Source organism: Polynucleobacter sp. TSB-Sco08W16 (assembly GCF_018687455.1).
In the GTDB taxonomy this organism is placed as follows: domain Bacteria; phylum Pseudomonadota; class Gammaproteobacteria; order Burkholderiales; family Burkholderiaceae; genus Polynucleobacter.
In genome coordinates this window covers 383,573-407,161 of the sequence record NZ_CP061291.1, presented here as the reverse complement: position 1 = coordinate 407,161, position 23,589 = coordinate 383,573, and the positions used below count along the sequence as shown (strand labels likewise).

The 23,589-nt window shown below is 47.0% G+C and carries 26 protein-coding genes and 2 tRNA genes; 6 read left to right on the top strand and 22 right to left on the bottom strand.

The genetic code is table 11. The annotated features are described in order from the left end of the window. Positions 1–227 precede the first annotated feature (227 nt). The 3 genes from FD961_RS02195 to FD961_RS02185 all read left to right on the top strand — a co-directional run bounded on the left by FD961_RS02195 (position 228) and on the right by FD961_RS02185 (position 2,763). Complete coding sequence (locus tag FD961_RS02195) at positions 228–1,874, top strand: PhoH family protein (protein ID WP_071464759.1); 1,647 nt, start codon at positions 228–230, stop codon at positions 1,872–1,874. After that, positions 1,855–2,385 (top strand): C40 family peptidase, encoded by a 531-nt coding sequence (locus FD961_RS02190; RefSeq protein ID WP_215393923.1) that lies wholly within the window; start codon positions 1,855–1,857, stop codon positions 2,383–2,385. Before FD961_RS02195 ends, FD961_RS02190 begins: the two co-directional genes overlap by 20 nt. A 111-nt stretch (positions 2,386–2,496) precedes the next feature. Next, entirely contained in the window at positions 2,497–2,763 is a 267-nt protein-coding gene (locus tag FD961_RS02185) for a hypothetical protein (RefSeq protein ID WP_215394320.1), read from the top strand. A 115-nt stretch (positions 2,764–2,878) separates the two neighbouring features. Here the strand turns inward: FD961_RS02185 and dnaB are convergent, their stop codons facing one another. The 6 genes from dnaB to FD961_RS02155 all read right to left on the bottom strand — a co-directional run bounded on the left by dnaB (position 2,879) and on the right by FD961_RS02155 (position 7,023). Beyond that, complete coding sequence (gene dnaB, locus FD961_RS02180; RefSeq protein WP_371817157.1) at positions 2,879–4,318, bottom strand: replicative DNA helicase; 1,440 nt, start codon at positions 4,316–4,318, stop codon at positions 2,879–2,881. A gap of 25 nt (positions 4,319–4,343) precedes the next feature. Beyond that, positions 4,344–4,796 (bottom strand): 50S ribosomal protein L9, encoded by a 453-nt coding sequence (gene rplI / locus FD961_RS02175; RefSeq protein WP_071464756.1) that lies wholly within the window; start codon positions 4,794–4,796, stop codon positions 4,344–4,346. A 13-nt stretch (positions 4,797–4,809) separates the two neighbouring features. Continuing rightward, positions 4,810–5,082, bottom strand: a complete 273-nt coding sequence (gene rpsR, locus FD961_RS02170; protein WP_068948002.1) for a 30S ribosomal protein S18 — start codon at positions 5,080–5,082, stop codon at positions 4,810–4,812. Between the two features lie 13 nt (positions 5,083–5,095). Beyond that, positions 5,096–5,389, bottom strand: coding sequence for a primosomal replication protein N (priB, locus tag FD961_RS02165; protein WP_215393922.1), 294 nt, complete (start codon positions 5,387–5,389; stop codon positions 5,096–5,098). Between the two features lie 59 nt (positions 5,390–5,448). Continuing rightward, positions 5,449–5,823: a 30S ribosomal protein S6 gene (gene rpsF, locus FD961_RS02160; RefSeq protein ID WP_071464754.1), complete on the bottom strand. Its 375-nt coding sequence runs from the start codon at positions 5,821–5,823 to the stop codon at positions 5,449–5,451. A 123-nt stretch (positions 5,824–5,946) separates the two neighbouring features. Beyond that, entirely contained in the window at positions 5,947–7,023 is a 1,077-nt protein-coding gene (locus FD961_RS02155; RefSeq protein WP_215393921.1) for an asparaginase domain-containing protein, read from the bottom strand. 59 nt (positions 7,024–7,082) lie between these two features. Here FD961_RS02155 and lexA point away from each other — a divergent pair, with 59 nt between their 5' ends. Further along, a complete protein-coding gene (gene lexA, locus FD961_RS02150; RefSeq protein WP_215393920.1) occupies positions 7,083–7,802 on the top strand; it encodes a transcriptional repressor LexA in 720 nt (239 codons plus the stop codon). A gap of 62 nt (positions 7,803–7,864) precedes the next feature. Here the strand turns inward: lexA and FD961_RS02145 are convergent, their stop codons facing one another. The 5 genes from FD961_RS02145 to uvrC all read right to left on the bottom strand — a co-directional run bounded on the left by FD961_RS02145 (position 7,865) and on the right by uvrC (position 11,252). Further along, positions 7,865–8,326: a hypothetical protein gene (locus FD961_RS02145; protein ID WP_215393919.1), complete on the bottom strand. Its 462-nt coding sequence runs from the start codon at positions 8,324–8,326 to the stop codon at positions 7,865–7,867. Between the two features lie 85 nt (positions 8,327–8,411). After that, a tRNA-Cys gene (locus tag FD961_RS02140) sits at positions 8,412–8,485 on the bottom strand. Between the two features lie 49 nt (positions 8,486–8,534). Then, positions 8,535–8,610: transfer RNA gene (locus tag FD961_RS02135), tRNA-Gly, on the bottom strand. A 115-nt stretch (positions 8,611–8,725) separates the two neighbouring features. Continuing rightward, complete coding sequence (pgsA, locus tag FD961_RS02130; protein WP_071464750.1) at positions 8,726–9,301, bottom strand: CDP-diacylglycerol--glycerol-3-phosphate 3-phosphatidyltransferase; 576 nt, start codon at positions 9,299–9,301, stop codon at positions 8,726–8,728. Between the two features lie 34 nt (positions 9,302–9,335). Then, entirely contained in the window at positions 9,336–11,252 is a 1,917-nt protein-coding gene (uvrC, locus tag FD961_RS02125; protein WP_215393918.1) for an excinuclease ABC subunit UvrC, read from the bottom strand. Here uvrC and earP point away from each other — a divergent pair. Both earP and efp read left to right on the top strand, forming a co-directional pair. Then, positions 11,251–12,321, top strand: coding sequence for an elongation factor P maturation arginine rhamnosyltransferase EarP (gene earP, locus FD961_RS02120; protein WP_215393917.1), 1,071 nt, complete (start codon positions 11,251–11,253; stop codon positions 12,319–12,321). The two genes, uvrC and earP, sit on opposite strands and share 2 nt — an antisense overlap. Before the next feature lie 87 nt (positions 12,322–12,408). Then, a complete protein-coding gene (gene efp / locus FD961_RS02115; RefSeq protein WP_071464747.1) occupies positions 12,409–12,969 on the top strand; it encodes an elongation factor P in 561 nt (186 codons plus the stop codon). A gap of 74 nt (positions 12,970–13,043) precedes the next feature. Here the strand turns inward: efp and nagZ are convergent, their stop codons facing one another. From nagZ to acpP, 11 genes are all read right to left on the bottom strand, one after another. Further along, positions 13,044–14,120, bottom strand: coding sequence for a beta-N-acetylhexosaminidase (nagZ, locus tag FD961_RS02110; RefSeq protein WP_215393916.1), 1,077 nt, complete (start codon positions 14,118–14,120; stop codon positions 13,044–13,046). A gap of 47 nt (positions 14,121–14,167) precedes the next feature. Next, entirely contained in the window at positions 14,168–14,560 is a 393-nt protein-coding gene (gene acpS / locus FD961_RS02105; protein WP_215394318.1) for a holo-ACP synthase, read from the bottom strand. A gap of 14 nt (positions 14,561–14,574) precedes the next feature. Beyond that, entirely contained in the window at positions 14,575–15,342 is a 768-nt protein-coding gene (gene pdxJ / locus FD961_RS02100; protein ID WP_215393915.1) for a pyridoxine 5'-phosphate synthase, read from the bottom strand. A gap of 12 nt (positions 15,343–15,354) precedes the next feature. Next, entirely contained in the window at positions 15,355–16,089 is a 735-nt protein-coding gene (gene recO / locus FD961_RS02095) for a DNA repair protein RecO (RefSeq protein ID WP_215393914.1), read from the bottom strand. A 6-nt stretch (positions 16,090–16,095) separates the two neighbouring features. After that, positions 16,096–16,989 (bottom strand): GTPase Era, encoded by an 894-nt coding sequence (era, locus tag FD961_RS02090; RefSeq protein WP_236638828.1) that lies wholly within the window; start codon positions 16,987–16,989, stop codon positions 16,096–16,098. A gap of 44 nt (positions 16,990–17,033) precedes the next feature. After that, entirely contained in the window at positions 17,034–17,825 is a 792-nt protein-coding gene (gene rnc, locus FD961_RS02085) for a ribonuclease III (RefSeq protein WP_071464741.1), read from the bottom strand. 6 nt (positions 17,826–17,831) lie between these two features. Continuing rightward, complete coding sequence (lepB, locus tag FD961_RS02080; protein WP_215393913.1) at positions 17,832–18,638, bottom strand: signal peptidase I; 807 nt, start codon at positions 18,636–18,638, stop codon at positions 17,832–17,834. Beyond that, the gene (gene lepA, locus FD961_RS02075) at positions 18,638–20,443 is read right to left on the bottom strand and encodes a translation elongation factor 4 (RefSeq protein ID WP_071464739.1); all 1,806 of its coding nucleotides are present in this window, start codon (positions 20,441–20,443) and stop codon (positions 18,638–18,640) included. The genes lepB and lepA overlap by 1 nt, the downstream gene beginning before the upstream one ends. A 137-nt stretch (positions 20,444–20,580) precedes the next feature. Then, positions 20,581–22,026 carry a Do family serine endopeptidase gene (locus FD961_RS02070; RefSeq protein WP_215393912.1) on the bottom strand — a complete coding sequence of 482 codons (1,446 nt, stop codon included), beginning with the start codon at positions 22,024–22,026 and terminating at the stop codon, positions 20,581–20,583. 51 nt (positions 22,027–22,077) lie between these two features. Next, on the bottom strand, positions 22,078–23,325 hold the full coding sequence (gene fabF / locus FD961_RS02065) for a beta-ketoacyl-ACP synthase II (RefSeq protein ID WP_215393911.1): 1,248 nt from the start codon (positions 23,323–23,325) through the stop codon (positions 22,078–22,080). A 21-nt stretch (positions 23,326–23,346) separates the two neighbouring features. After that, on the bottom strand, positions 23,347–23,586 hold the full coding sequence (acpP, locus tag FD961_RS02060; protein ID WP_071464736.1) for an acyl carrier protein: 240 nt from the start codon (positions 23,584–23,586) through the stop codon (positions 23,347–23,349). Between the last annotated feature and the right edge of the window lie 3 nt (positions 23,587–23,589).

Here is a 23,589-nt window from a genome sequence, read left to right as displayed (position 1 = left end):
AATAATTTGATCTGAGGTGCTTGCAAACCCCAAATTTTGGGGTAAAGTGATTCATATGCACCGTAAACGACGGGAAAGTCTGACAATCCGTTTGAATCAGAAACCTGAGCAACTCAAAGCAGGTTCGGGGAGTAACCCCCTCCGTTTTTTAGAAGTTCTTGCAACCAGTTTCGTAATAAACCGTCAACGCACTCCGCTTGGCGGTTTTTTCTTTTAGGAGAGTCTGCATGCCATTGCCACCCATCCCAACTCAAATTGCTGATCAAGTGAAGCTTAGTCGGAAAGATACTCCCGACCTCAAGAAACGCCCAGCTCCAGCAAAACCAGTGGTGGTAGAAAGTTCCGATTGGACTAATGATGCAGAAGAAGATTTATCTGCAGCAGAAGTGGCTCTAGAAAAGATCAAAGCAGATCGCAGTCCAGCTCGCAACGATAGCAAGTCAACAGCTCCAGCAAAACCCAAGCGCGTCATTCGTACTGGACCCCCTTCTTTGTTTGTGCTCGACACCAACGTCTTGATGCATGATCCAAGCTCTTTATTCCGCTTCTCAGAGCATGACCTTTTCTTGCCGATGACCACGCTTGAAGAGTTGGACAATCACAAGAAGGGTATGACCGAGGTAGCCCGCAATGCTCGTACTGTTAGCCGCTCCCTAGATCAATTGGTTGCTGGCACCAGCGGCACATTGGATGAAGGCATCCCCCTGAATAAGCTTGGCAACCAAGATGTTTCAGGTCGACTCTATTTCCAAACCAAGTTGTCCACCCAAGCATTGCCAGAGGGCCTGCCAGAGGGTAAGGGCGACAATATGATTTTGGCGGTGGTTAGCGAGTTACAAAAAACCCGTAAGGGGCAGGAAGTGGTGTTGGTATCCAAAGATATCAACATGCGTATTAAAGCGCGTGCCCTTGGTTTACCTGCCGAAGATTATTTCAATGACCAAGTTTTAGAAGATCGTGACTTAATGTATTCGGGAGTCATGGCCTTATCAGCCGACTTCTGGCCAAAACATGGCAAGGATATGGAAAGCTGGGCAGACTCTAAATCTGGCACCATGTTCTACAGAGTGACTGGTCCTGCTGTACCTAGTATGTTGGTCAATCAATTTGTCTATCAAGAGAATCCAGATGGCTCAACACCTTTTTACGCACACGTTAGAGAAATCAATGGCAAGACTGCCCTCTTGCAAACTCTCAGAGACTTCTCTCACCAGAAAAATAATGTCTGGGGCGTAACTGCCCGTAATCGTGAGCAGAACTTTGCTATGAATCTGCTCATGAACCCAGACGTAGATTTTGTAACCCTCTTGGGACAAGCCGGCACTGGTAAAACCTTATTAGCCTTGGCTGCAGGACTAGAGCAAGTTTTAGATAGCAAACGCTACAACGAGATCATCATCACTCGCGCCACTGTACCTGTGGGAGAAGATATTGGCTTCCTTCCAGGAACGGAAGAAGAAAAAATGCAGCCTTGGATGGGTGCATTTGATGACAACCTTGAAGTTTTGCAGCGCAATGATGACGCTGGTGAATGGGGTCGTGCCGCAACTCAAGAACTGATTCGCTCGCGCATCAAAGTCAAGAGTATGAACTTCATGCGTGGCAGAACCTTTGTGAGTAAGTTTGTGATCATCGATGAGGCGCAAAACTTAACGCCCAAGCAAATGAAAACTCTCGTAACCCGTGCAGGCCCTGGAACGAAGATTATTTGCTTAGGCAATATTGCTCAGATTGATACGCCGTACTTAACCGAAGGCTCATCTGGCCTTACCTATGTGGTTGACCGCTTCAAAGGCTGGCGCCATGGTGGCCATGTCACCTTGGCACGTGGTGAGCGTTCACGTCTTGCGGATCATGCTGCCGACGCACTCTAAGCAAATCCTCTCATGCCGCACTCTTATGGGGTGCGGCATTTTTATTTGTACGATTCTCGTGTTATCGGGGTGCAGTGTTTTTAGAGGCAGCTCAGGGCCGGCAAAAGTTGCACAATTTAAACAAGATACGAGTGTTGGGACTGAAGATATTTCGATAGCCGCAGTTGGGTTAGTCGATGTTCCCTATCGCTATGGTGGCAATACTCCCAAAGGTGGGTTTGATTGCAGCGGATTGATTGTCTATGTGTATAACAAAGCTGCAGGCATTAAATTACCTCGCACAATTGCCCAAATGAGCAATCAAGGTAGAAGTGTTGATAACCAGCCACCAGCCCCGGGTGATTTGGTGTTTTTCAATACCACTGGTGAAAAGTACTCCCACGCTGGTATTTATGTTGGGCAAGGAAGATTTGTACATGCGCCAAGTGCTGGGGGCACGGTACGGCTGGACTACATCACCTCACCCTACTGGGCGGCCAAATTTACTGAGGCACGCCGGATAGCACCCTAGCGACCCCGTCTTTAGGGTGAATAGAATTTGCCCTATATTCCCTAAAGCCTCATTTTTGATTACAGTGATTGAAGTAGTTGATTAATGAAATCATCCACCACAGGAGTCACCATGAAGAAAATCATCATTGCCTTAAGTATTGCACTGAGTTTTGCACTGCCTACCTACGCATTTGCAGATCAAGCAGCATGCGAAGCCAAAGCTGTTAGCAAAGAAGGTAAGCCGCTCTATGGGGCTGCTAAAGATGCCTCCATTAAAAAATGTATGGGCGGAGCTCAAGCAAATGACTGCGAAGCTAAAGCTGTAAGCAAAGATGGTAAGCCGCTCTATGGCGCAGCTAAAGCTGCTTCAATCAAGAAATGTGAAGGCGGCAAATAAGATTAGTTATTTAATCTGTTTTGATCCGATAAATTTTCTGCATTAAAAAAGCCTCACGCTGTGAGGCTTTTTCTTTATCTGTTTATGTTTCAGTTAATTTTTAATTCTTCTTTACTTAGAACGGCTCGTAGCCGCCAGATGAATAAGCAACTGATCCCATCGCTAAGTTATCAAACTTGGTATATGGACCTTGCCAACTGAGGCGTACGGTACCAATTGGACCGTTACGCTGCTTACCGATGATGATCTCTGCCACACCTTTATCGGTAGTGGTATCAGGGTGGTACACCTCATCACGGTAGATGAACATAATTAAGTCGGCATCTTGCTCAATCGCGCCTGACTCACGCAAGTCAGACATGATTGGGCGTTTGTTCGGACGTTGCTCAAGGCCACGATTTAACTGTGAAAGAGCAACGACTGGGCACTGCAATTCTTTTGCAAGTGATTTAAGTGAGCGTGAGATCTCTGAAATCTCAGTTGCACGGTTTTCAGAACCAGAACCACTCATGAGCTGCAAGTAATCAATAACTACCAAACCTAAGGTGCCACCAAAGTTTCTGGCAATACGACGTGCGCGTGCGCGTAACTCTAAGCTTGATAAAGAACCGGTCTCATCAATCAAGATTTGGGTATTACTTAAACGAGCAATTGCATCAGTAACACGTGGCCACTCATCATCTTGCAACTTACCGGTACGCATGCGACTTTGGTCGACGCGCCCAACCGATCCCAGTAAACGGGCAGCCAATTGCTCGCCCGACATCTCCATCGAGAACACCACAACTGGCAATCCCTCAGCCAATGCGACGTTTTCAGCAATATTGAGCGCGAAAGCCGTTTTCCCCATCGAGGGTCGACCCGCAACAATCACCAAGTCACCCTTTTGCAGACCGCTGGTTTGTTTATCTAAATCCAGAAAGCCAGTAGCAATACCAGTAATATCGCTGCCGCCTTGGCGGTTATAAAGCTCATCAATACGGGCAACGACTGCCTTAAGGAGGGGTTCAATTTCGAGATAATCGGCTTTGCGACTACCCTCTTCTCCAATTTGTAAGATGCGAGACTCTGCTTCATCCAGCAAAGTTCTGACGGTGCGCCCCTCAGGGACAAACGCAGAATTGACAATGCTGTCTGAAACTTCAATTAGGCGACGCAAGATACTGCGATCACGAACGATGTCGGCATAGCCTTTAATATTCGCTGCACTTGGCGTGTTTTGCGCTAATGAATTGAGGTAATCAATACTAACGAGGTCACCACCTTGTTCTGACTTAATTGCATCATGAACAGTAATGACGTCAGCAGGATGATTGTCGCCAACCAAACGCGCAATGACCTTGTAGATCAGAGCATGCTCAGGGCGATAGAAATCCTTATCGTTTAGGACTCCACCCAGGTTATCCCAAGAAGAGTTATCGATCAGTAGACCGCCGAGCAGCGATTGCTCGGCTTCTACAGAATGCGGCGGAACTTTTAAAGCCTGCACGACTGCATCCCCAGAACCCATCATGCCAGGATTCAGTGTCACGGAACGTGAACGGGATTCAGCCATGAGGCTAGTGTACAGATCTTAAAACTTAAGCTTGCTCGCCAACTACACGAATCGTGATGTCAGCCACTACATCGGTATGCACAGCAACCGCTACAGGGTGATCACCAACCATCTTCAATGGGCCAGTAGGCATGCGAACTGAGGACTTCTCAATCGCAAAGCCCTTAGCTTTTAATGCATCCGCGATGTCATGGTTGGTTACAGAACCAAACAAACGACCGTCAACGCCAGCTTTTTGACCGATTTCGAGAACCAAGTCTTTGAGCTTCACGCCAACTGCTTCAGCAGCAGCCAATTTCTCAGCAGCCAATTTTTCCAACTCAGCACGACGAACTGCAAAGTCAGCAATTGCCGCTTCAGTTGCACGACGCGCTTTGCGCTGTGGGATTAGGAAGTTACGAGCGAAACCATCTTTAACGCGAACTACGTCACCGAGGTTGCCCAAGTTTGTTACTTTTTCTAAAAGAATAATTTGCATTGAGGGCTCCCAATTATTTTCTATGTTGATCGGAGAATGGCAACAAGGCCAAGAAACGAGCACGCTTGATAGCAGTGTCTAACTGACGCTGATATTTTGCTTTTGTGCCTGTCAAACGAGCAGGAGTGATCTTGGCGTTTTCGCCAATGAAGTCCTTCAATGTGTCTACATCTTTGTAGTCGATCTGTTCTACGCCAGCAACAGTGAAACGGCAATAACGCTTACGCTTGAACAATGGGTTCTGAGCTGGTTTCTTTTTGAAATCGGGTTTCTTTCCAAACGCCATGATGATTTCCTCTTTAATTTTTCAATTGAATATGGGTAATATGGAAAACAAGTCTTTGATTACGTAGAGTCTTGGGTGCTAAGAATCCTTCGAACACTGCCTCAGCTGCTAAATCCATTTGCTCAAGATCCTTTTGTATCGGACCAATTGCTATGGCTTCAACGCTCATCTGAATTTTCCTAGCCACTCCTACCTCGTTTGCTTGGCCGCTGTGTTCTAGCTGGCAATGCATCACCGGTATTCCTGCTGGTGTAAATCGAATCGCGTCTTTAGCTACCAAGATTGCAGTGAGGGTGAAATGATTCAACGCCGCTCCGCTTCTCTGATACGTTTTCTAGTCTGTGTATTCCTCTTCAAATTTCTAACTTAAGCCGCTGCTACTGGAGCGTCGGATTGAGCTGATTTGCGCGCTTCTTCACGTTGCACTTCTTTCATCATGATGGAAGGCTCTGTTTCAGCTTTCTTAGTCTTGATGATGAGGTGACGCAAAACAGCATCGTTGAATTTGAACGCATGCTCGAGCTCTTCCAGAGTTTTCTGGTCGCACTCAATGTTCATGCAAACGTAGTGGGCTTTAGCAAGCTTGTCGATCATGTAAGCCATCTGACGACGACCCCAATCTTCAATACGATGAATTTTGCCGCCCGCAGCTGCTAATGTAGCTTTGTAACGATCGATCATCGCTGGTACTTGCTCGCTTTGGTCCGGATGGACGATAAAGACGATTTCATAATGACGCATCAAACACTCCTTAAGGATAGAGTCACCTGGGCGTCTTGCTAATTTCTGATGGTTATGAAATTAGCGCCAGTGTGACAAGGTAGTAACAAATTGTAGGTACTGCTCACAACACTTTTTAAATCCTTACCTAATTTCAGGCAAGACCGCTATTCTAGCAAAAAAATCCTGCCAAGTCAGGGATTTACCGACTAATTTGGCCTGTTTTTCAGCATAGATCGCTAACTGCAGTGCAATTCTGGCCCTAGGGGCTGAAAGCGTACCTGAAGCCATACATCCGACCAGATCCTTTTCAGGAATATCCTGCCAAGTAGTACCTGCACCAGTTCTGGTTGTCCTTACCAAGGCAATGCCGTGCTTTATAGCCGCAACGAGAGATTCCCTCCAGGCATCATGAAAACCTCCCATGCCAGAACCAGCCAGAACCAAGCCCTTTACCTTAGAGCCCAGCCAGTGGGTAATCGTTTCTGAGCGAGCGCCTGCATGACTAGTCAGGATCTCAACCCACGGCCAATCATCCCCCTTCGGAATAGGCAAATCGGCTGTCCAAGCCTCCTGGACCGCCTTCACCCCGGAGAGCCAAGACGGGTTGATCAAGCCCACGGAGCTACTTGGAGAGGCTTGAATGGGGGCATTTAGAGCTGTGCCGTGGCGTTTGGCCAAATCCATCGCTAAGCACCCCCTGCCATCCATGACGGCGTAGATCCCACCAGGGCAGTTATCCAATGGGGTTGAGGCCCAGCGGATGGCATCCAGTAAATTAGAAGGGCCATCCGCCTTAGGCGCATTGGCCGGCAACATCGCCCCAGTAATAATGACTCTTTTGCCTAAATCTTGAGCAAACTTTCCGCAAGTTAACTGCAAAAAGACACCAGTCTCTTCCATCGTATCGGTGCCGTGAGTGACCACTATGCCTTGCACCCATGTATTAGCAAGGGACTCTCTAACGGACTCCCCCAATTGACTCAATAAACTCTCGCTTAAGTTACGGCTATTGATATTGGCCACTTGCCGGGAAACCAGCGCAATTCCTCCGGGGATCACCGACTGAATCTGGGCAAGCAAAGAACTCACCGCTACCTGGCCAGCCTCATACTCAAGAGGGTTTTCCTCGGGTTTTGCAGCTAATCCAGCAATCGTGCCACCCATACCGAGAACCAATATATGGGGTGAATTTTCAGAGTTGTGTTCAATTGAGCTCATACCCCATTATCGCCCTTAAATTGCTTGAATAATCAAAAAGTGCTGTATACAATCCCAGTATGGACATAAACACAGTCGATTTTCAAGAGGAGCTGACTGCCCTCCCTAAACTCACCGCACGCCAGAGTGAGATTTTGGAACTCATCACCAAAGCGATTGATGAGAGCGGCTCACCTCCGACTCGCGCAGAGATTGCGACTCAACTGGGATTTGCTTCGGCAAATGCTGCTGAAGAACATTTGCGTGCGCTCGCGAAAAAAGGGTATATCGAATTAACGCCAGGCACATCGCGCGGCATTCGCATTCCACAACGATTTAATCAAACACAACATTCAAATCAATATCGTCAGCTGTCATTGCCATCTGGCGCATTACAACAGCTGACTCTTCCATTGATTGGTCGTGTTGCTGCAGGCTCACCCATCATGGCGGTCGAGCACATTGAGAAGCAAGTGCCGATTGATCCAAGCTTGTTTAGCAAAGGCGCTGATTACTTACTGAAAGTAAAAGGTATGAGCATGCGCGACGCAGGCATTTTGGATGGTGATTATTTAGCCGTTAGAAAAACTACTGAAGTACGTAACGGCGATATCGTTGTTGCACGTCTTGATGATGAGGTCACTGTTAAGCGCTGGCATCAGAAGAAAACGGCTAATGGCTTGGTAGTTGAATTACAAGCCGAGAACCCAGACTTCAAAAATATTTTGGTTGATAGTCGTCAACCTAATTTTGCAATTGAAGGTCAGGCAGTTGGCCTAATTAGGGCCGAAGGACTATAAGCTCAGCCCCCCATAAGAAAAGGCCTCCACTGGAGGCCTTTTTATTTTCCAATCTACAACTGTTACTTCTTGCTAGGCGCCACTACGTTAGCGTTCTTTGGTGATGAAGTAATTGTGATCAATGTTTTAGGTCCAGTTAATGAACCTTCATTCAACTCTACTGTGGCAGTGCGATCACCTTTCGTAAATACTAAGATGCTCGTTTTTGTTTTCACTGCACTTACTGTTGTCCAGCCAGCACGTGGATATTCAGATTGGAAGAATGCATAAATATCCGTTGGCGTTTGCACACCAGAGAGAACAACACGTCCAACCCAGTTATCACCCCGACCAATAATAAGTGAATCTGCACCAATAATTTTTGAGGCTGCAGGCAAGGGCATATCGCCCAAAAGCTGAGCTTGAACTTCTTGAACTTCCTGTGGAGTACCTGTTGGTGAATCGCCAGAACTAGCGCACGCGCCCAACAATGCCGACAGGGACAATACAAGAGCGCTCAGTTTAAGAGTGTGAATTTTGATCATATTTCGCTTTACAGAATGGATGCGACTTTCTTATAGGTACTGAAAGTATTTTAGGTGCTCCACCTATTTCGTCAAGCGAAATTGCTGGAGGCGCGTGAGGGAATCGAACCCCCGTACGAAGCTTTGCAGGCTCCTGCCTAACCACTCGGCCAACGCGCCATATGCCTGAATCAAAAATGGGAAGCTTTTTAGGGCTTCCCATCGAACTTGGAGCGGGAAAGGAGGTTCGAACTCCCGACCTATACCTTGGCAAGGTATCGCTCTACCAGCTGAGCTATTCCCGCATAACAGGGCGATAGTTTAACAAACAATCGAACAGAAAGCATTATTCCCTGTAAAACTGAAAAATTAAGTACATTGAATACCCCGCCAAGCCATGCCAGACGGGCATATATGAGATTAGTCGATTTTGCCTGCTAATTGTGGCAGCGCTTTTTTGAGGTAATAAAACATCGACCAAAGGGTTAAGAATGCGGCAACCCAAATCAACCAAGTGCCAATCTTGGCGCAATTCAACCACCCAAATAAAGTGTCATTGAGCAATAAAAAAGGAATTGCGACTAACTGCGCAGTTGTTTTTAACTTGCCCACCATGTGTACGGCGACACTTTTACCAGCACCCAATAAAGCCATCCACTCTCTCAAAGCAGAGATCGTGATTTCGCGACCGATGATTACTAGAGCAACCCAGACTTGGACGCGATCCATATTGAGCAACACCAACAATGCCGCTGCAACAATGAGTTTATCGGCAACAGGATCTAAGAATTGGCCAAAAGCGGATTCTTGTTTTAGGCGACGAGCCAAGAAACCATCAAGCCAATCAGTTATTGCAGCAGAAACAAAGATGACTGCAGCAATTAAATTTTTATCAAAAGAGGTGAGCCAATCACTAGGGAGATAAAAAACAGCCACTAGCAATGGAATTGCTGCTACACGCAACCAAGTTAAGGCGATAGGTAGATTAAATGGCATGAGATAAGCATAAACCAATTATCAGAAATCAAAGCTAGTGCAATTGACGATAAATTTGCTCTGCTAGGGTGAGCGATACCCCTTCAACGCTAGCAATCTCTTCGATACTGGCATTGGCTACCCCTTTTAGACCACCAAAGCGCGCAAGCAGCTTCTGACGGCGTTTGGCACCAATGCCCTCAATCTCCTCAAGACGAGAGACCGTTCTGGCTTTTGCGCGCTTGGCACGCATGCCGGTGATTGCAAAACGATGGGCCTCATCTCGAATCTGCGCTACCAATAACAGTGCTGCGCTATCAATACCTAACTCAAGGGCCTGCCGACCATCGGCAAAGATGAGCGTCTCCAAGCCAACTTTGCGACCCTCTCCTTTAGCAACGCCAACAATCAGACTGATATCCATGCCAAATTCTGAAAGGACTTGCCTAGCCATTTCAACTTGGCCCTTGCCACCATCGATCAAAATGACTTGTGGCATTTTTTCGGGTGGAAGCTCTTGGAAATTGGCATACCGTCTTTGCAAGACTTGACGCATCGCTGCATAGTCATCACCAGGTGTGATGTCATTAATATTGAAACGGCGATACTCGCCCGATTGCATTGCATTCTTAGCGTACACCACGCATGATGCTTGGGTAGCCTCACCTGAAGTGTGGCTGATATCAAAACACTCGATACGTAAATGCTCTAAGCCCTCAAGATCAAGACTCAAAATATCAACTAAAGCTCGTGCTCTAGCTAGCTGGCCGCCCGTCTCTACTAAACGTTTTGTTAAGGCGATCTTGGCGTTACCTTCTGCCATCGCCAACCAGTGACGACGCTGACCTTGGGGCTGATGTAAGAAAGTAATCTTTTTACCAGCCTGAGCATTTAATAAATCATGCAGATCATCTGGAGCCTCCTCATTAGGCTTACTGACATCATCACTTATTGAATGCAAGGAATGATTCATCACTAAAACAGGAGGAATGAGATTCGTTGTGGGCCCATCCTTGCCATCCACTTCATCTAAGTAGTGTTGTGCAATAAAGGCTTCCAAAATTTCTGCAGGGGGTGGGAGCTCGCCCGAAGCAGTTCGTAAACCCTTGGGGAAATAAGCTCTGTCACCTAAGTGGCGGCCACCGCGGACCATCGCAAGGTTCACACAAACCATGCCTTCCATCTGTGCAACGGCAATGATGTCAACATCACCCTCACCTTCAGCAACGGCATCCATCGATTGCTGTTGCAGGACGCTAGAGAGATCTGCGATACGGTCACGCAATACCGCTGCCATTTCAAATTCCATGGCATCACTATGTGCATGCATTTCTTTTTCGAGCTCTGAGAGCACCCTGCCATGGTCGCCTTCCAAAAAGCGAGTGGCTTGCGCCACGTCTTGGCCATATTGCTCCTCACTAAGCCTGCCCACACAAGGAGCGCTGCAGCGGTGAATCTGATGCAAGAGGCAAGGACGACTACGATTCTTAAATACTGAGTCTTCACATGTTCTGAGGCGAAATACCTTTTGTAGAATCTGCACGCTATTGCGTACTGCCCATGAGTTGGGGAATGGGCCAAAGTAATGATTGCGTTTATCTACTTTGCCGCGATAAGAGGCTAACCTAGGGAATTGATGTCCCGTTAACATCACATATGGGTATGACTTATCGTCCCTAAATAAGATATTGAACGGTGGAGCCAACTCTTTGATGAGATTGTTCTCTAGAATAAGGGCTTCGGTTTCGGTCCGTGTTACTGTTGTTTCATAGCGAGCGATTTTGCCCACCATTAACGCTATTCGTGGTGATAGCTGCTTGCTCTGAAAATAACTGGATACCCGTTTTTTAAGGTGGCGCGCTTTGCCTACATATAAGATGTTTCCCGCCTCATCAAAGAAGCGATATACCCCCGGTAATCCGGGTAGCCGTTTAACATCCTGCTGAAGGGTTTCAAAAAGCGAATTACTCATGCGTTGGGATATTTTCTGTCAAATCGTAGACAACTATGGTGATGCCGGTGTTTGCTGGCGTCTAGCCCGAAGCTTATCAAGCCTTCATGGCCAAGAGGTACGCATTTTTTGCGACGACCTACCAACCCTCAATTTACTCGCTTCTGGTGTTGATCCTGCAATTAAGCAAAAAATTGACCTTCAGCCTTGGGAGGCCAGCTTTAGTAATGCGAGACATCCCGTACAAACCCCTGATGTTGTCATCGAAGCCTTTGGCTGTGAATTACCAGAGCGCTATCTGGCCGGCCTTTTTATTGCCCCTATCAAGCCGCTCATCATCAATCTTGAGTACTTAAGTGCAGAGCCTTGGATAGTGGATTTCCATGCAAAGGCATCCCCTCAATCGCATGGCATTGCAAAATATTTTTTCTTCCCGGGATTTCAGGATCAGGCTGGCGGCATCCTGGTAGACCCCATTCCACCAGAGGGCGCAATAGTAAGTAATCAAATTCCACATGACTTAAAAGAGATCTGGTCACAGCTGCGAGTAGATACAAAACGTATCAGCATTTTTTGCTACCCAGGTGCGCCATTACGTAAATGGTTAACAGACCTAAGCTCTCTTGGTGAAAATATTGATGTCTTACTAACACATGGTCATGTAGAACTGCTCAACCTCTATGGCGAGCAACCTATTGAATTACCCCCCAATCTCCAATTAATCCCCATGCCTTTCGTATCGCAAGATGAGTACGACTGGGTGTTATCGCAATGCGATTTCAATATTGTTCGTGGCGAGGACTCTTTTGTGCGTGCGCAATTGGCAGGCAAACCATTTATTTGGCATATTTACCCTCAAGAGGATCGCGCTCATGAAGTGAAGTTGGCTGCCTTTTTAGACCTTTACCTCGAAGAAGCTAATCAAGAGTTGAGACTAGCCACCATTGCCGCAATGACATGGGCTATGCCCTCTGAATGGTTTAAAACATTAGATGCCTGGAATACCCATTCCAAAGCCTGGCGCACCCAATTACTCGAAAAACAAGGGGATGGCGGCCTAGCAGCCCGTCTACTGGGGTTTGTTGCCTAAGACCAAGCAATAAAGGCTTGCGGGCGGTTACAATCTTGTTTTTGATAAAAACCGCAGAAAAATCACTCTGCACCCAGGAATAGCAAGATGAAAACAGCACAAGAACTCCGCGTTGGTAACGTAGTCATGATTGGCACTGATGCCCAGGTCGTTTTAAAGGCCGAATATAGCCGCTCTGGCCGCAACTCTTCAGTTGTAAAAATGAAATTTAAGAACTTGTTAACTGGTGCGCCAAACGAAGGCGTTTACAAAGCCGATGACAAATTTGATGTCGTAATCCTCGAGAAGAAAGATTGCACCTACTCTTATTTCGCAGATCCAATGTATGTATTCATGGATGGTGATTACAACCAGTATGAAGTTGAAGCTGAGTTCATGGGTGATGCATTGAACTATCTCGAAGAAAGCATGCCTTGTGAAGTAGTGTTCTACGAAGGTAAAGCACTCTCCGTTGCAATGCCTAACTCACTCGTTCGCGAAATCATTTACACAGAGCCAGCAGTTAAGGGCGATACCAGCTCAGGCAAAGTATTAAAGACTGCAAAATTAGCCACTGGCTATGAATTGCAAGTTCCTTTGTTCTGTAACACTGGTGACAAGATCGAAATCGATACTCGTACTGGTGAATACCGTAGCCGCGCTAACTAATTAGCAAGCTACCGCTGTTAAAAAGCCCGGCATGCCGGGCTTTTTAATTGTCATCAAAATTGGAATCCAATAGTTCAAGAGATTAACTTGAACTGCTTCAGCAAACCTTTGGCATGTTGGTATTCCGCTTCTTTTTGCAACTCATCCCACGACAAAGCTGATGAAGCAGGCATCAAACGATTTAAGCGTGTGGCTGACTCTGCTTGTTTTTTCTTAGTGACCTTCAACTTACCTAGCAACTGATCCGCCAAGTCAGGGCGATTACAAATTAATACCGCATCGCAACCAGCATCTAGTGCCATTTCAGCGCCCTTCACTACCGAGCCAGCGACACTAGCACCCTCCATCGAGAGGTCATCACTAAAGATAACGCCTTCAAAACCCAACTCTTGACGCAAGATGGAGTGCAACCAAATCTGAGAGAAGCCCGCTGGATTTTGATCCACCTGTGGATAAATCACATGCGCTGGCATGACGGCTGCCAAGCTGAGATCTAACCACTCATAAGGTTTAGCATCATCATTCAAAATTTCAGATAAGGAGCGCTCATCCACCGGAATAGCCACATGTGAGTCTGCCTCAGCCCAACCATGGCCTGGGAAGTGCTTGCCACAGTTCGCCATCCCACCAAGCCGCAAGCCTTCATTCAAACTCTTGGCCAATGCAAACACAATTTGAGGATCGCGACTAAATGACCGATCGCCAATCACACCACTACGACCAAAATCTAAGTCCAGTACAGGCGTAAAACTGAAGTCAACACCACAAGCGCGTAACTCAGTAGCGAGCACATAACCGCAGGCAGTAGCGGCAGCCATCGCTAAGGCAGCAGATTCCGCCGCGTGCGTGGAATCATTCTTTGCACTCCAAAGCTCTCCAAGTTTGCGCATCGCTGGCAGGTGGGTAAAGCCGTCAGTTTTGGCGCGCTGCACTCGACCGCCCTCGTGATCAATCGAGATAAGCACATCGGAGCGAAGTTTTTTGATATCAGCTGTTAATTTAGTTAGCTGCTTGCGATTAGCAAAGTTCCGGCCAAACAAGATGACGCCACCAGTTAGAGGATGAAGGATACGACGGCGATCCTCTGCGTTTAAAACCTGACCCACGACATCTAATGTGATTGGGCCTGGATTCATGGTGGATTTACTCATCTCTTCCTCTATCTCGATTGCGTTTATTTTTGTAGATTGGTTTTTGCTTATTTCTGAGTAACGATGACATGGGCAATGGCCATATCTTGCTCATCACTCACCGTCACTTGTGCTTCCCAATTTTTCTCTTGCATAAACTGAGCCAAGGCTCCGAGGTAGCTAGTGACAGGCTTACCACTGGGTTCATTGAGAGTTTGCAAAGAGCGCCATGTCATCGGCATTCTCATTCCTAAACCGATGGCTTTTGAGAAAGCCTCTTTGGCAGCAAAACGCGTAGCTAAAAATGCAATGCCGCGTTTGTGATTTCTGGCCAAACGATGTTTGAAGACTATCATTTCATCTGGGCCCAAAATCTTTTCAGCCAAACGGCCATTAGTGCGATCGTATGCTGCTTGCAAGCGCTCAATCTGCAGAATGTCAGTACCAATGCCGATGATCATCAATATTTAAGTAATTAAAGAGGGTGAATATGATCTTTATGACGACCGCGAACCATTAAGGCCTTCATATCCTCAATTGCATTTTGCCAACCCTTAAATAAAGCTTCGGCAATAATTGCATGGCCAATGTTCAATTCAGATAATTCTTCGATAGCGGCGATAGGCATCACATTGCCCTCATGCAAACCATGGCCAGCATTGACTCGCAGACCAATACTTTTAGCAAATTGCGCTGCTTTACGAATACGCTCTAATTCCTTGCTTTGCTCTGCACCAGATAAATCGGCATAACGACCAGTGTGCAACTCAACAACAGTGGCGCCCACATCCTTAGCTGCCTGAATCTGCTTTTCTTCTGGATCGATAAATAGTGAAACCCGAATACCTGCGTCTTGCAGTTGCTTAGTCGCTGCCTTAACTGCGTTAAATTTTCCTAAAACATCCAGACCGCCTTCGGTAGTTACCTCTTCACGCTTCTCCGGAACAAGGCAAACATCATGTGGCCTAATCTTGCAGGCAATGTTCAGCATTTCTGGAGTCACAGCGCACTCGAGATTCATACGAGTCTTGATGAGTGGGCGTAGCGCTAATAAATCTGCATCTTTAATATGGCGCCTATCTTCGCGTAAGTGCAAAGTAATTAGATCTGCACCCGCTTCTTCGGCCAGCTTTGCCGCTTTTAATGGATCTGGATACACGGTGCCTCGCGCATTACGCAAAGTGGCAACGTGATCGATATTGATGCCGAGTTCTAAGGCATTCGGGGCAACTAGGGCTGTCATGACAGTAGATTACTAGATTTTCTTCAAATCAATCAAAATTTGACGAGTCGTTAGGACTTGGTCCTGTAGGTGCAGTCCCAGTAGGAAGCGCATCAGCTGCTTACTCTCTGAAAGGGTCTGTGCATCCGAAAAATCTCCTGCAGCAATGGCAAGCAAAGACTGCCCCTTCAAGACCGGCCAATGCCCGGGGTCATCACCCTGAGCCGGACGCACCCCTCGCTCCGGTTGATACACGTATTGTGTTTGAGAATCAGGGGCTTGATTAGTCTCAACGCAACGGTCAAGAGCTGCTGCATAACCCGTTTCTTGTAATAGCGACAACTCAAAAGGACGCAGAATTTCTTCTAAACCTTTAGATTCAAACTCCAGATTCGATAAAGCATTAATCGTTTCCGCATAGCGATCGTAGAGTTTTTCGTATTCGTCTTCGCGCGCCAAAAACTTGACGAGTAATTCATTGAGATAGAAACCACAGAGGAGCGCATCGCCAACTAAGGAGGGTATGCCACCAACCCACTCTGACTTTGTAAGCGTACGTAACTCAGACTTACCACTCCAGGATACTAAGAGTGGCTGAAAGCGCTGTAAGACTGGACGTAGTACTGAATGAGGGCGTTTCGCACCCTTCGCAATTAAGGCCATGCGGCCATATTGCCGCGTAAAGACATCCAGAATTAAGCTGGTCTCTTTATAGGGAATGCTATGCAATACAAAAGCGGGTTCGTCAGCAACACGAATCGAAGCCATAGGAATTTATTCCAGACCCTGAGCCCGCAACTCAGCGCGATCATCGGCCCATCCACGCTTCACTTTGACCCAAGTCTCTAGAAAGACTTTGCCATCGAAGAGTTTTTCCATATCAATGCGTGCATCAGTTGAGATCTTTTTAAGACGCTCACCCTTTTGACCAATAATCATGGCCTTATGGCTATCACGGTCAACCAAAATAGTTGCAGCAATGCGACGCATCTTGCCATCCATCTTGAATTGATCAATTACTACCGTAGAGGTGTAAGGCAACTCCTCGCCAGTAAACCTAAATACCTTCTCACGCAAGATCTCAGCAGCTAAGAAGCGCTCACTGCGATCAGTAATCGTATCGCCATCGTATACAGCCTCAGCTTCTGGCAAATAGCCCTCAAGCACATCTAGGAGGCGCTCAATATCACCAGGACTCTTTGCGCTCATCGGAACGATTTCTGCAAACTCACACTTTTGATCTTCATGACCGCCTAACTCACACCAAGGCTTGGACATCTCCTTCATAAAGTTGAGCAACGCCTGGTCACGTTCAGATGGTGTCTGAAAGCGGCTATTAAATAAATCCAGCTTATTTAAAACTAGCACCACTGGTAGATCATCCGGCAGCAGCTTTAATACTTTTTTATCATCTTCGCCAAAGTAACCAGCCTCAACTACAAAGCAAGCCACATTCACATCTTGCAGGGCAGTAGTAACCGTCCGGTTCAATGCTTTATTAAGCGTGTTCATCAAACGCGTCTGAAAACCTGGCGTATCAATAAAGATGAACTGGGCTTCTTCGCGATTCTGAATCCCTAAAATTCGGTGACGGGTAGTTTGTGCTTTGCGTGAAGTAATACTGATCTTTTGACCAACCAATGCATTAAGCAGTGTTGATTTTCCCATATTGGGACGCCCAACAATGGCGATAGTGCCGCATCTAAACACGATTAGCCCTTCAGCTTAAGATTTAACTGCTCTTCGGTCGCTTCTTTCTTTGCTGCTTTTTTCTTAGCCGACCGTGTTTTCTTGGGTTTGCGAGATTCTTGTGGCAATGCTTTTAAGACTGCTGCCAATGCTGTCTTCGCGGCCGACTGCTCGGCAGCACGGCGTGAGGCGCCCTCACCTTTAACCGCCACCTTCAAACTAGGAATGACACACTCTACTTCGAATTGCTGGTTGTGTGCAGCACCGGTTGTGCCAGTCACGTTATAGGTAGGCAATGGCAATTGATAACTTTGCAAACATTCTTGTAAGAGCGTCTTGTCATCTTTACCCAAGGTTTTAGGATCAACTTGCGCCAAGATGACTGAATAGAGTTTGCGCAGACAGGCCTTAGCTGCATCAAAACCGCCATCTAAAAAGATAGCACCTGTGACGGCCTCTAAGGTGTCAGCCAAAATAGAGGGGCGACGGAAGCCCCCACTCTTGAGTTCACCCTCGCCTAAACGCAGATGATCAGATAAAGATAAGGTTTGAGCAATTTCATAGAGAGCCTGCTGCTTGACTAAGTTCGCACGCACACGAGAGAGATCGCCCTCGTCCAAATCGGAGTAGCGCTCATAAAGTAGATCTGCAACTACACAGTTGAGAATTGAGTCGCCTAAAAACTCTAAGCGCTCGTTATTCTTCTTGCTATGACTGCGGTGAGTCAGGGCTTGGTTTAAGAGCTCAGGCTTCTTAAAGGTATAACCGAGGCGCTCTTGTAGCGATCCGGTTTCGATAACGGCACGGGCGTTCATGATCTTTTACTGAAAGCCGCCAATACGGCCTAGATTACCCAGGTTGAGCCAGACAAAGAATGCTCTACCCACAATATTCTTGTCGGGCACAAACCCCCAATAGCGAGAATCAGCACTGTTATCACGGTTATCCCCCATGGCAAAGTAATGCCCTGCAGGAACCTTGCAAGTTAAACCAGATGGTTGGTATTGGCAAAACTCAGCACCTGGAAAACGCTCAGTCGGAAATACTGTTGCAGGACGATCAGGATCATTCAGAATCTCATGACGATTACCGCCCAAATCTGCTGGGAAAGTTTCTGTATAGCGTTTGGCGTAACGCATATTCTCAGGATCGAGATAGGGCTCGCCACCGCTATATTGCAAAGGCTGACCGTTGATGGTCAAACGTTTGTCTTCATAAGCAATGACATCACCAGGCAAAGCCACTACGCGCTTGATGTAATCCACAGACTCGTCTCGTGGGTAACGGAACACAATCACATCGCCCCGTTTCGGAGATCCTAAATCCACTACCTTTTGATTGAGGACTGGCAAACGAATGCCATAGGTGAATTTATTTACCAAAATAAAGTCGCCAATCTGCAATGTGGGAATCATGGAGCCCGATGGAATCTTGAAGGGCTCAACAATGAAAGAGCGCAATACGAAGACTGCGCAAATCACCGGGAAAAATCCTGCGGTGTATTCCAACCATAAAGGCATGCGATCGATACCAGCCAGTTTGCGTTGAGGCGCAAAGTACAACTTATCGGCAAGCCAGGCAACACCAGAAACAATCACCAGGATAAAGAGAATGAGAGCGAAGTTCATTAATCTTCCACCTGCAAAATAGCCAAGAAGGCTTCTTGTGGAATCTCCACGTTACCAACTTGCTTCATACGCTTCTTACCTTCTTTTTGCTTCTCTAATAACTTGCGTTTACGAGAGATATCACCACCGTAACACTTTGCCAAGACATTCTTACGCAATGCTTTCACGTTTTCACGGGCAACAATATTGCTACCAATTGCCGCCTGAATGGCTACGTCAAACATCTGACGCGGAATAATGCCGCGCATTTTGGCAACTACTTCGCGACCGCGATGTTGACTATTGCTTCTGTGCACAATTACAGAAAGCGCATCAACCCGCTCGCTATTAATCAGGATATCCACCTTCACTACGTCTGCTGGACGATATTCTTTGAACTCATAATCCATTGAGGCGTAACCGCGCGAGATGGATTTCATTTTGTCAAAAAAGTCCAAAACAATCTCGGCCATCGGCAATTCATAGGTGAGCTTGACCTGACGACCTAGGTAGTTCATATCCATCTGAATGCCACGCTTACCAACACACAAAGTAATAATCGCGCCCACGTACTCCTGGGGCATATACAAATTCACTGTCACGATAGGCTCAAGAATCGTATTGATCTTGCTAGCCTCTGGCATCTTGGAGGGATTGTCCACTAAGATCACAGACCCATCAGATTGCTCAACCTGGTACACCACCGTTGGAGCGGTAGTGATGAGATTCATATCGTACTGGCGCTCTAAGCGCTCTTGCACAATCTCCATGTGGAGCAAACCTAAGAAGCCACATCGGAAACCAAAACCAAGGGCCTGAGATACTTCTGGCTCGTATAAGAGTGAAGCATCATTGAGCTGAAGTTTTTCCAGTGATTCACGCAGCTGATCGTATTCACTTGATTCAACCGGATACAAACCAGCAAACACTTGTGGCTTCACCTCTTTAAAACCAGGTAGCGGCTCACTAGCAGGAACTCGCCCTTGCTGTCCTGGAGAATGGGTAACGGTATCGCCCACCTTCGCAGCTTTTAATTCTTTAATACCGGCAATCACAAAACCAACCTGACCAGCAGATAACTCAGGGCGGTCTACTGACTTTGGACTAAACACGCCTACGTGTTCAACTAAATGGCTTGAACCATTGGCCATTAAGGTAATTTTTTCTTTAGGCTTTAAGGTCCCGTTGACAACCCGCACCAGCATGACAACGCCTACGTAGTTGTCAAACCAAGAGTCAATGATGAGACATTGCAATGGGTCCGCTGCATTGCCTTTTGGAGGAGGAACTCTGGCAATCATCTCTTCGATGACATCAACAACTCCGAGGCCTGTTTTTGCTGAGCATGTGACAGCTTCAGATGCATCAATCCCGATGACATCTTCAATTTCTTTTTTTGCACGCTCAGGATCAGCTTGAGGCAAGTCGATCTTATTGAGTACCGGTACAACCTCAACGCCCAACTCTAGGGCCATGTAGCAGTTAGCAACTGTTTGTGCTTCAACGCCTTGACTTGCATCCACTACCAACAAAGCGCCTTCGCAAGCAGATAAAGAGCGACTGACTTCATAAGAGAAGTCGACGTGCCCTGGGGTATCAATCAGATTGAGGTTATAAATCTTGCCATCTTTCGCTTTGTAATTTAACGCTGCTGTTTGGGCTTTAATGGTGATGCCACGTTCACGTTCAATATCCATTGAATCGAGAACTTGAGCTTCCATTTCGCGATCAGAGAGACCGCCGCAATGTTGAATAATGCGATCAGCAAGCGTGGATTTGCCGTGATCAATGTGGGCGATGATAGAAAAATTGCGGATTAAATCCATAGCGTCTTAATAAGTCATTCAAGAAAACGCCTTGTCAGAACGCACCACAATGATGCGCTGCAAAAAGTCGTCTTAAGAGGATTGTAATGGGTGGCGCCCAAAAGGCACCAAACCCCATTTTTTGGCCTAAAAAGGGCTTATTTTGGCCTTACAGGGATGACCAAAGTACTGTCTGAACGGCGTATAAAGACCGGAACAGCCTTATTGGCATCAAGGCCTTTAACTAGGGCCTCAAACTGCTTTACCCCTGAAATATCAGCATCTGCTACCCGAATAATGACATCGCCTGGACGAACACCAGCCCGAGCTAAAGGACCGTCGCTCAGGCCTGTGACCTCAACCCCGCCCTTAATATTCAAATCCTTCTTTTTGGCATCCGATAGTTCGCTGACATTAACCCCAAATATATTGGCAGTGCCGCCATTTGCACTCGGTGCATCAGGCTTCTTATTCGCGGTTTGATTTGCGTCGGTATCGGCTACGGTCACCGTTACCTCACGGCTTGCACCTTTGCGCCAAACTTGCACTGGGACTGCAGTACCTGGTTTTGTATCGCCCACTATTCGAGGTAAGTCTGTTGACTTTGCAATGTCGCGCCCGTTAAAACTCAGAATCACATCGCCAGCTTCAATGCCCCCAGCTGCTGCAGGACCACCAGCATCAACATTACGCACATATGCGCCACGAGGTTTACCCAAGCCTAAGCTCTCAGCAACCTCTTTAGTCATTTCACCTAAAGCAACACCAATACGGCCACGTGTCATTTTTCCATTCGTACGCAACTGATCAGCAACACGCATCGCTTCATCAATTGGTATTGCAAATGAGATTCCCATGTAGCCACCAGAGCGACTAAAGATTTGGGAGTTGATGCCAATTACCTGCCCAGCAGTATTGAGCAAGGGTCCGCCAGAGTTGCCTGGATTGACCGCAACGTCAGTCTGGATAAAGGGTAAGTAGTCCCCAGTGTCGCGACTCTTAGCCGAGACGATGCCCGCCGTCACCGTGTTCTCAAGACCAAATGGAGAGCCAATTGCCAGAACCCACTCGCCTACTCGCACCCTAGATGAATCACCTAAGGACAGTCTTGGTAAATCACGCGCATCGATTTTGACAACTGCTACATCCGTACGTTTATCCATGCCTAATAACTTAGCTTTGAATTCGCGCTTATCCGTTAAGGTGACATAAATAGTTGTCGCGCCCTCAACCACGTGCGCATTCGTGAGAATCAAACCGTTCGATTCAATAATGAATCCTGAGCCGACACCACGATCAGCTTCTTGTGGTTTTCCTGGTGCAGGCTGCGCTTGCTTTGGACTATTAGGAATACCGGGAATAGGAACACCAAAGAAGCGACGGAAAAATTCTGCTTGATCTTCAGGAAGACCTGGAATTCCGCCTTGCTGTTGAACCATGACTTTTTCGGTGGTGCGGATATTAACTACCGCAGGACTTGCGCGCTCAACTAAATCCGCAAAATCTGGGATGCTTACCCGAGGACTTTCCGCCAATGCAACAGGAATAAATAAAGGCTGGCCCAGACTCAAAATAGCCAAGAGCGCAATAAAGTGCTTTTTCATAATGCTATCGACCTACTTGGTAAAAACCAAAAAATGGAGATAAAGAGAATATTAGGTCAGCTTACCAAAAATCAAGGTGCCGTTAGTACCACCAAAGCCAAAGTTGTTTTTGACCGCATGCTCAATCTTCACATCCCGGGCAGTATTGGCGCAGTAGTCCAAATCACACTCGGGGTCTTGATTGAAGATATTGATGGTTGGTGGTGATTTCTGGTTATGGAGAGCCAGAATCGTGAAAACAGACTCCAAGCCTCCAGCACCACCCAAAAGGTGACCTGTCATAGACTTAGTGGAGTTGATAAGAGCCCTCTTGGCATGATCACCAAGGGCTGCTTTGATCGCTTCGGTTTCATTCTTGTCACCCAAAGGTGTAGAAGTACCGTGAGCATTCAAATACTGAATTTGATCTGGATTTAATTTAGCATCGCGCATTGCATTGACCATGCAGCGACGTGGACCATCCATATTTGGTGCAGTCATGTGATACGCATCACCACTCATGCCAAAGCCAAGGAGCTCGCAATAAATTTTTGCACCGCGCGCCTTAGCGTGCTCGTACTCTTCTAGCACTACTACGCCAGCACCCTCACCAAGAACAAAACCATCACGGTCTTTATCCCAAGGACGTGAAGCAGTGGCAGGATCATCATTGCGAGTAGATAGCGCTCTTGCAGAAGCAAAGCCACCAACACCTAATGCAGAAATAGTAGATTCAGCGCCGCCAGCAACCATCACATCTGCATCGCCATACTGAATTAAACGCGCAGCCAAACCAATGCTGTGCAATCCAGTAGTGCATGCGGTCACTGCAGCAACGTTTGGACCTTTAAGGCCAAACAGAATACTGAGATGACCAGAGATCATATTGATGATGGAGCCCGGAACAAAGAATGGTGAAATACGACGAGGGCCACGAGCCAGAAGCTCGGCGCCAGTCTCTTCAATCATTGGCAAACCGCCAATGCCGGAGCCAACCATCACACCAACACGCTCGGCGTTTTGCTCGGTAATTTCTAGACCGCTGTCACGAATCGCTTGTGTGCCCGCAGCGATACCGAAATGGATAAAGGTATCCATGTGGCGCGCTTCTTTGGCAGAAACATATTCTTCGACATTGAAATCTTTGACCTCACCAGCGAAATGAACGCTCAGTGGTGCGTGGTCAAACTTAGTGATCGTAGCAATGCCTGATTTGCCCGCAAGCAAATTGGACCAAGCTACGTCAACTGAATTACCAACAGGTGAGATAAGACCAAGGCCGGTGACTACTACCCGGCGTCGGCCGTTTGATACTGACACAGTAATACCTAGGCTAGGGAATTAACCCTGAGCTTTTGATTGTGCGAAGTCGATCGCGAGCTGAACTGTGGTGATCTTTTCAGCTTCCTCATCAGGAATCTCGATGCCGAATTCATCTTCCAAAGCCATAACCAGCTCAACAGTGTCAAGAGAGTCAGCGCCTAAGTCGTTCACAAAAGAAGATTCATTCTTGATATCTCCTTCGGCGACGCCTAATTGCTCAGCGACGATTTTCTTAACGCGTTGTTCGATGTTGTCCATTAA

Excerpts from the sequence above, each read along its gene's own strand:
- FD961_RS02195 (WP_071464759.1), top strand. The coding sequence starts at position 228 with ATGCCATTGCCACCCATCCCAACTCAAATTGCTGATCAAGTGAAGCTT.
- FD961_RS02190 (WP_215393923.1), top strand. The coding sequence starts at position 1,855 with ATGCTGCCGACGCACTCTAAGCAAATCCTCTCATGCCGCACTCTTATG.
- FD961_RS02185 (WP_215394320.1), top strand. The coding sequence starts at position 2,497 with ATGAAGAAAATCATCATTGCCTTAAGTATTGCACTGAGTTTTGCACTG.
- dnaB (WP_371817157.1), bottom strand. The coding sequence starts at position 4,318 with ATGGCTGAATCCCGTTCACGTTCCGTGACACTGAATCCTGGCATGATG.
- rplI (WP_071464756.1), bottom strand. The coding sequence starts at position 4,796 with ATGCAAATTATTCTTTTAGAAAAAGTAACAAACTTGGGCAACCTCGGT.
- rpsR (WP_068948002.1), bottom strand. The coding sequence starts at position 5,082 with ATGGCGTTTGGAAAGAAACCCGATTTCAAAAAGAAACCAGCTCAGAAC.
- rpsF (WP_071464754.1), bottom strand. The coding sequence starts at position 5,823 with ATGCGTCATTATGAAATCGTCTTTATCGTCCATCCGGACCAAAGCGAG.
- FD961_RS02155 (WP_215393921.1), bottom strand. The coding sequence starts at position 7,023 with ATGAGCTCAATTGAACACAACTCTGAAAATTCACCCCATATATTGGTT.
- lexA (WP_215393920.1), top strand. The coding sequence starts at position 7,083 with ATGGACATAAACACAGTCGATTTTCAAGAGGAGCTGACTGCCCTCCCT.
- FD961_RS02145 (WP_215393919.1), bottom strand. The coding sequence starts at position 8,326 with ATGATCAAAATTCACACTCTTAAACTGAGCGCTCTTGTATTGTCCCTG.
- pgsA (WP_071464750.1), bottom strand. The coding sequence starts at position 9,301 with ATGCCATTTAATCTACCTATCGCCTTAACTTGGTTGCGTGTAGCAGCA.
- earP (WP_215393917.1), top strand. The coding sequence starts at position 11,251 with ATGCGTTGGGATATTTTCTGTCAAATCGTAGACAACTATGGTGATGCC.
- uvrC (WP_215393918.1), bottom strand. The coding sequence starts at position 11,252 with ATGAGTAATTCGCTTTTTGAAACCCTTCAGCAGGATGTTAAACGGCTA.
- efp (WP_071464747.1), top strand. The coding sequence starts at position 12,409 with ATGAAAACAGCACAAGAACTCCGCGTTGGTAACGTAGTCATGATTGGC.
- nagZ (WP_215393916.1), bottom strand. The coding sequence starts at position 14,120 with ATGAGTAAATCCACCATGAATCCAGGCCCAATCACATTAGATGTCGTG.
- acpS (WP_215394318.1), bottom strand. The coding sequence starts at position 14,560 with ATGATCATCGGCATTGGTACTGACATTCTGCAGATTGAGCGCTTGCAA.
- pdxJ (WP_215393915.1), bottom strand. The coding sequence starts at position 15,342 with ATGACAGCCCTAGTTGCCCCGAATGCCTTAGAACTCGGCATCAATATC.
- recO (WP_215393914.1), bottom strand. The coding sequence starts at position 16,089 with ATGGCTTCGATTCGTGTTGCTGACGAACCCGCTTTTGTATTGCATAGC.
- era (WP_236638828.1), bottom strand. The coding sequence starts at position 16,989 with ATGGGAAAATCAACACTGCTTAATGCATTGGTTGGTCAAAAGATCAGT.
- rnc (WP_071464741.1), bottom strand. The coding sequence starts at position 17,825 with ATGAACGCCCGTGCCGTTATCGAAACCGGATCGCTACAAGAGCGCCTC.
- lepB (WP_215393913.1), bottom strand. The coding sequence starts at position 18,638 with ATGAACTTCGCTCTCATTCTCTTTATCCTGGTGATTGTTTCTGGTGTT.
- lepA (WP_071464739.1), bottom strand. The coding sequence starts at position 20,443 with ATGGATTTAATCCGCAATTTTTCTATCATCGCCCACATTGATCACGGC.
- FD961_RS02070 (WP_215393912.1), bottom strand. The coding sequence starts at position 22,026 with ATGAAAAAGCACTTTATTGCGCTCTTGGCTATTTTGAGTCTGGGCCAG.
- acpP (WP_071464736.1), bottom strand. The coding sequence starts at position 23,586 with ATGGACAACATCGAACAACGCGTTAAGAAAATCGTCGCTGAGCAATTA.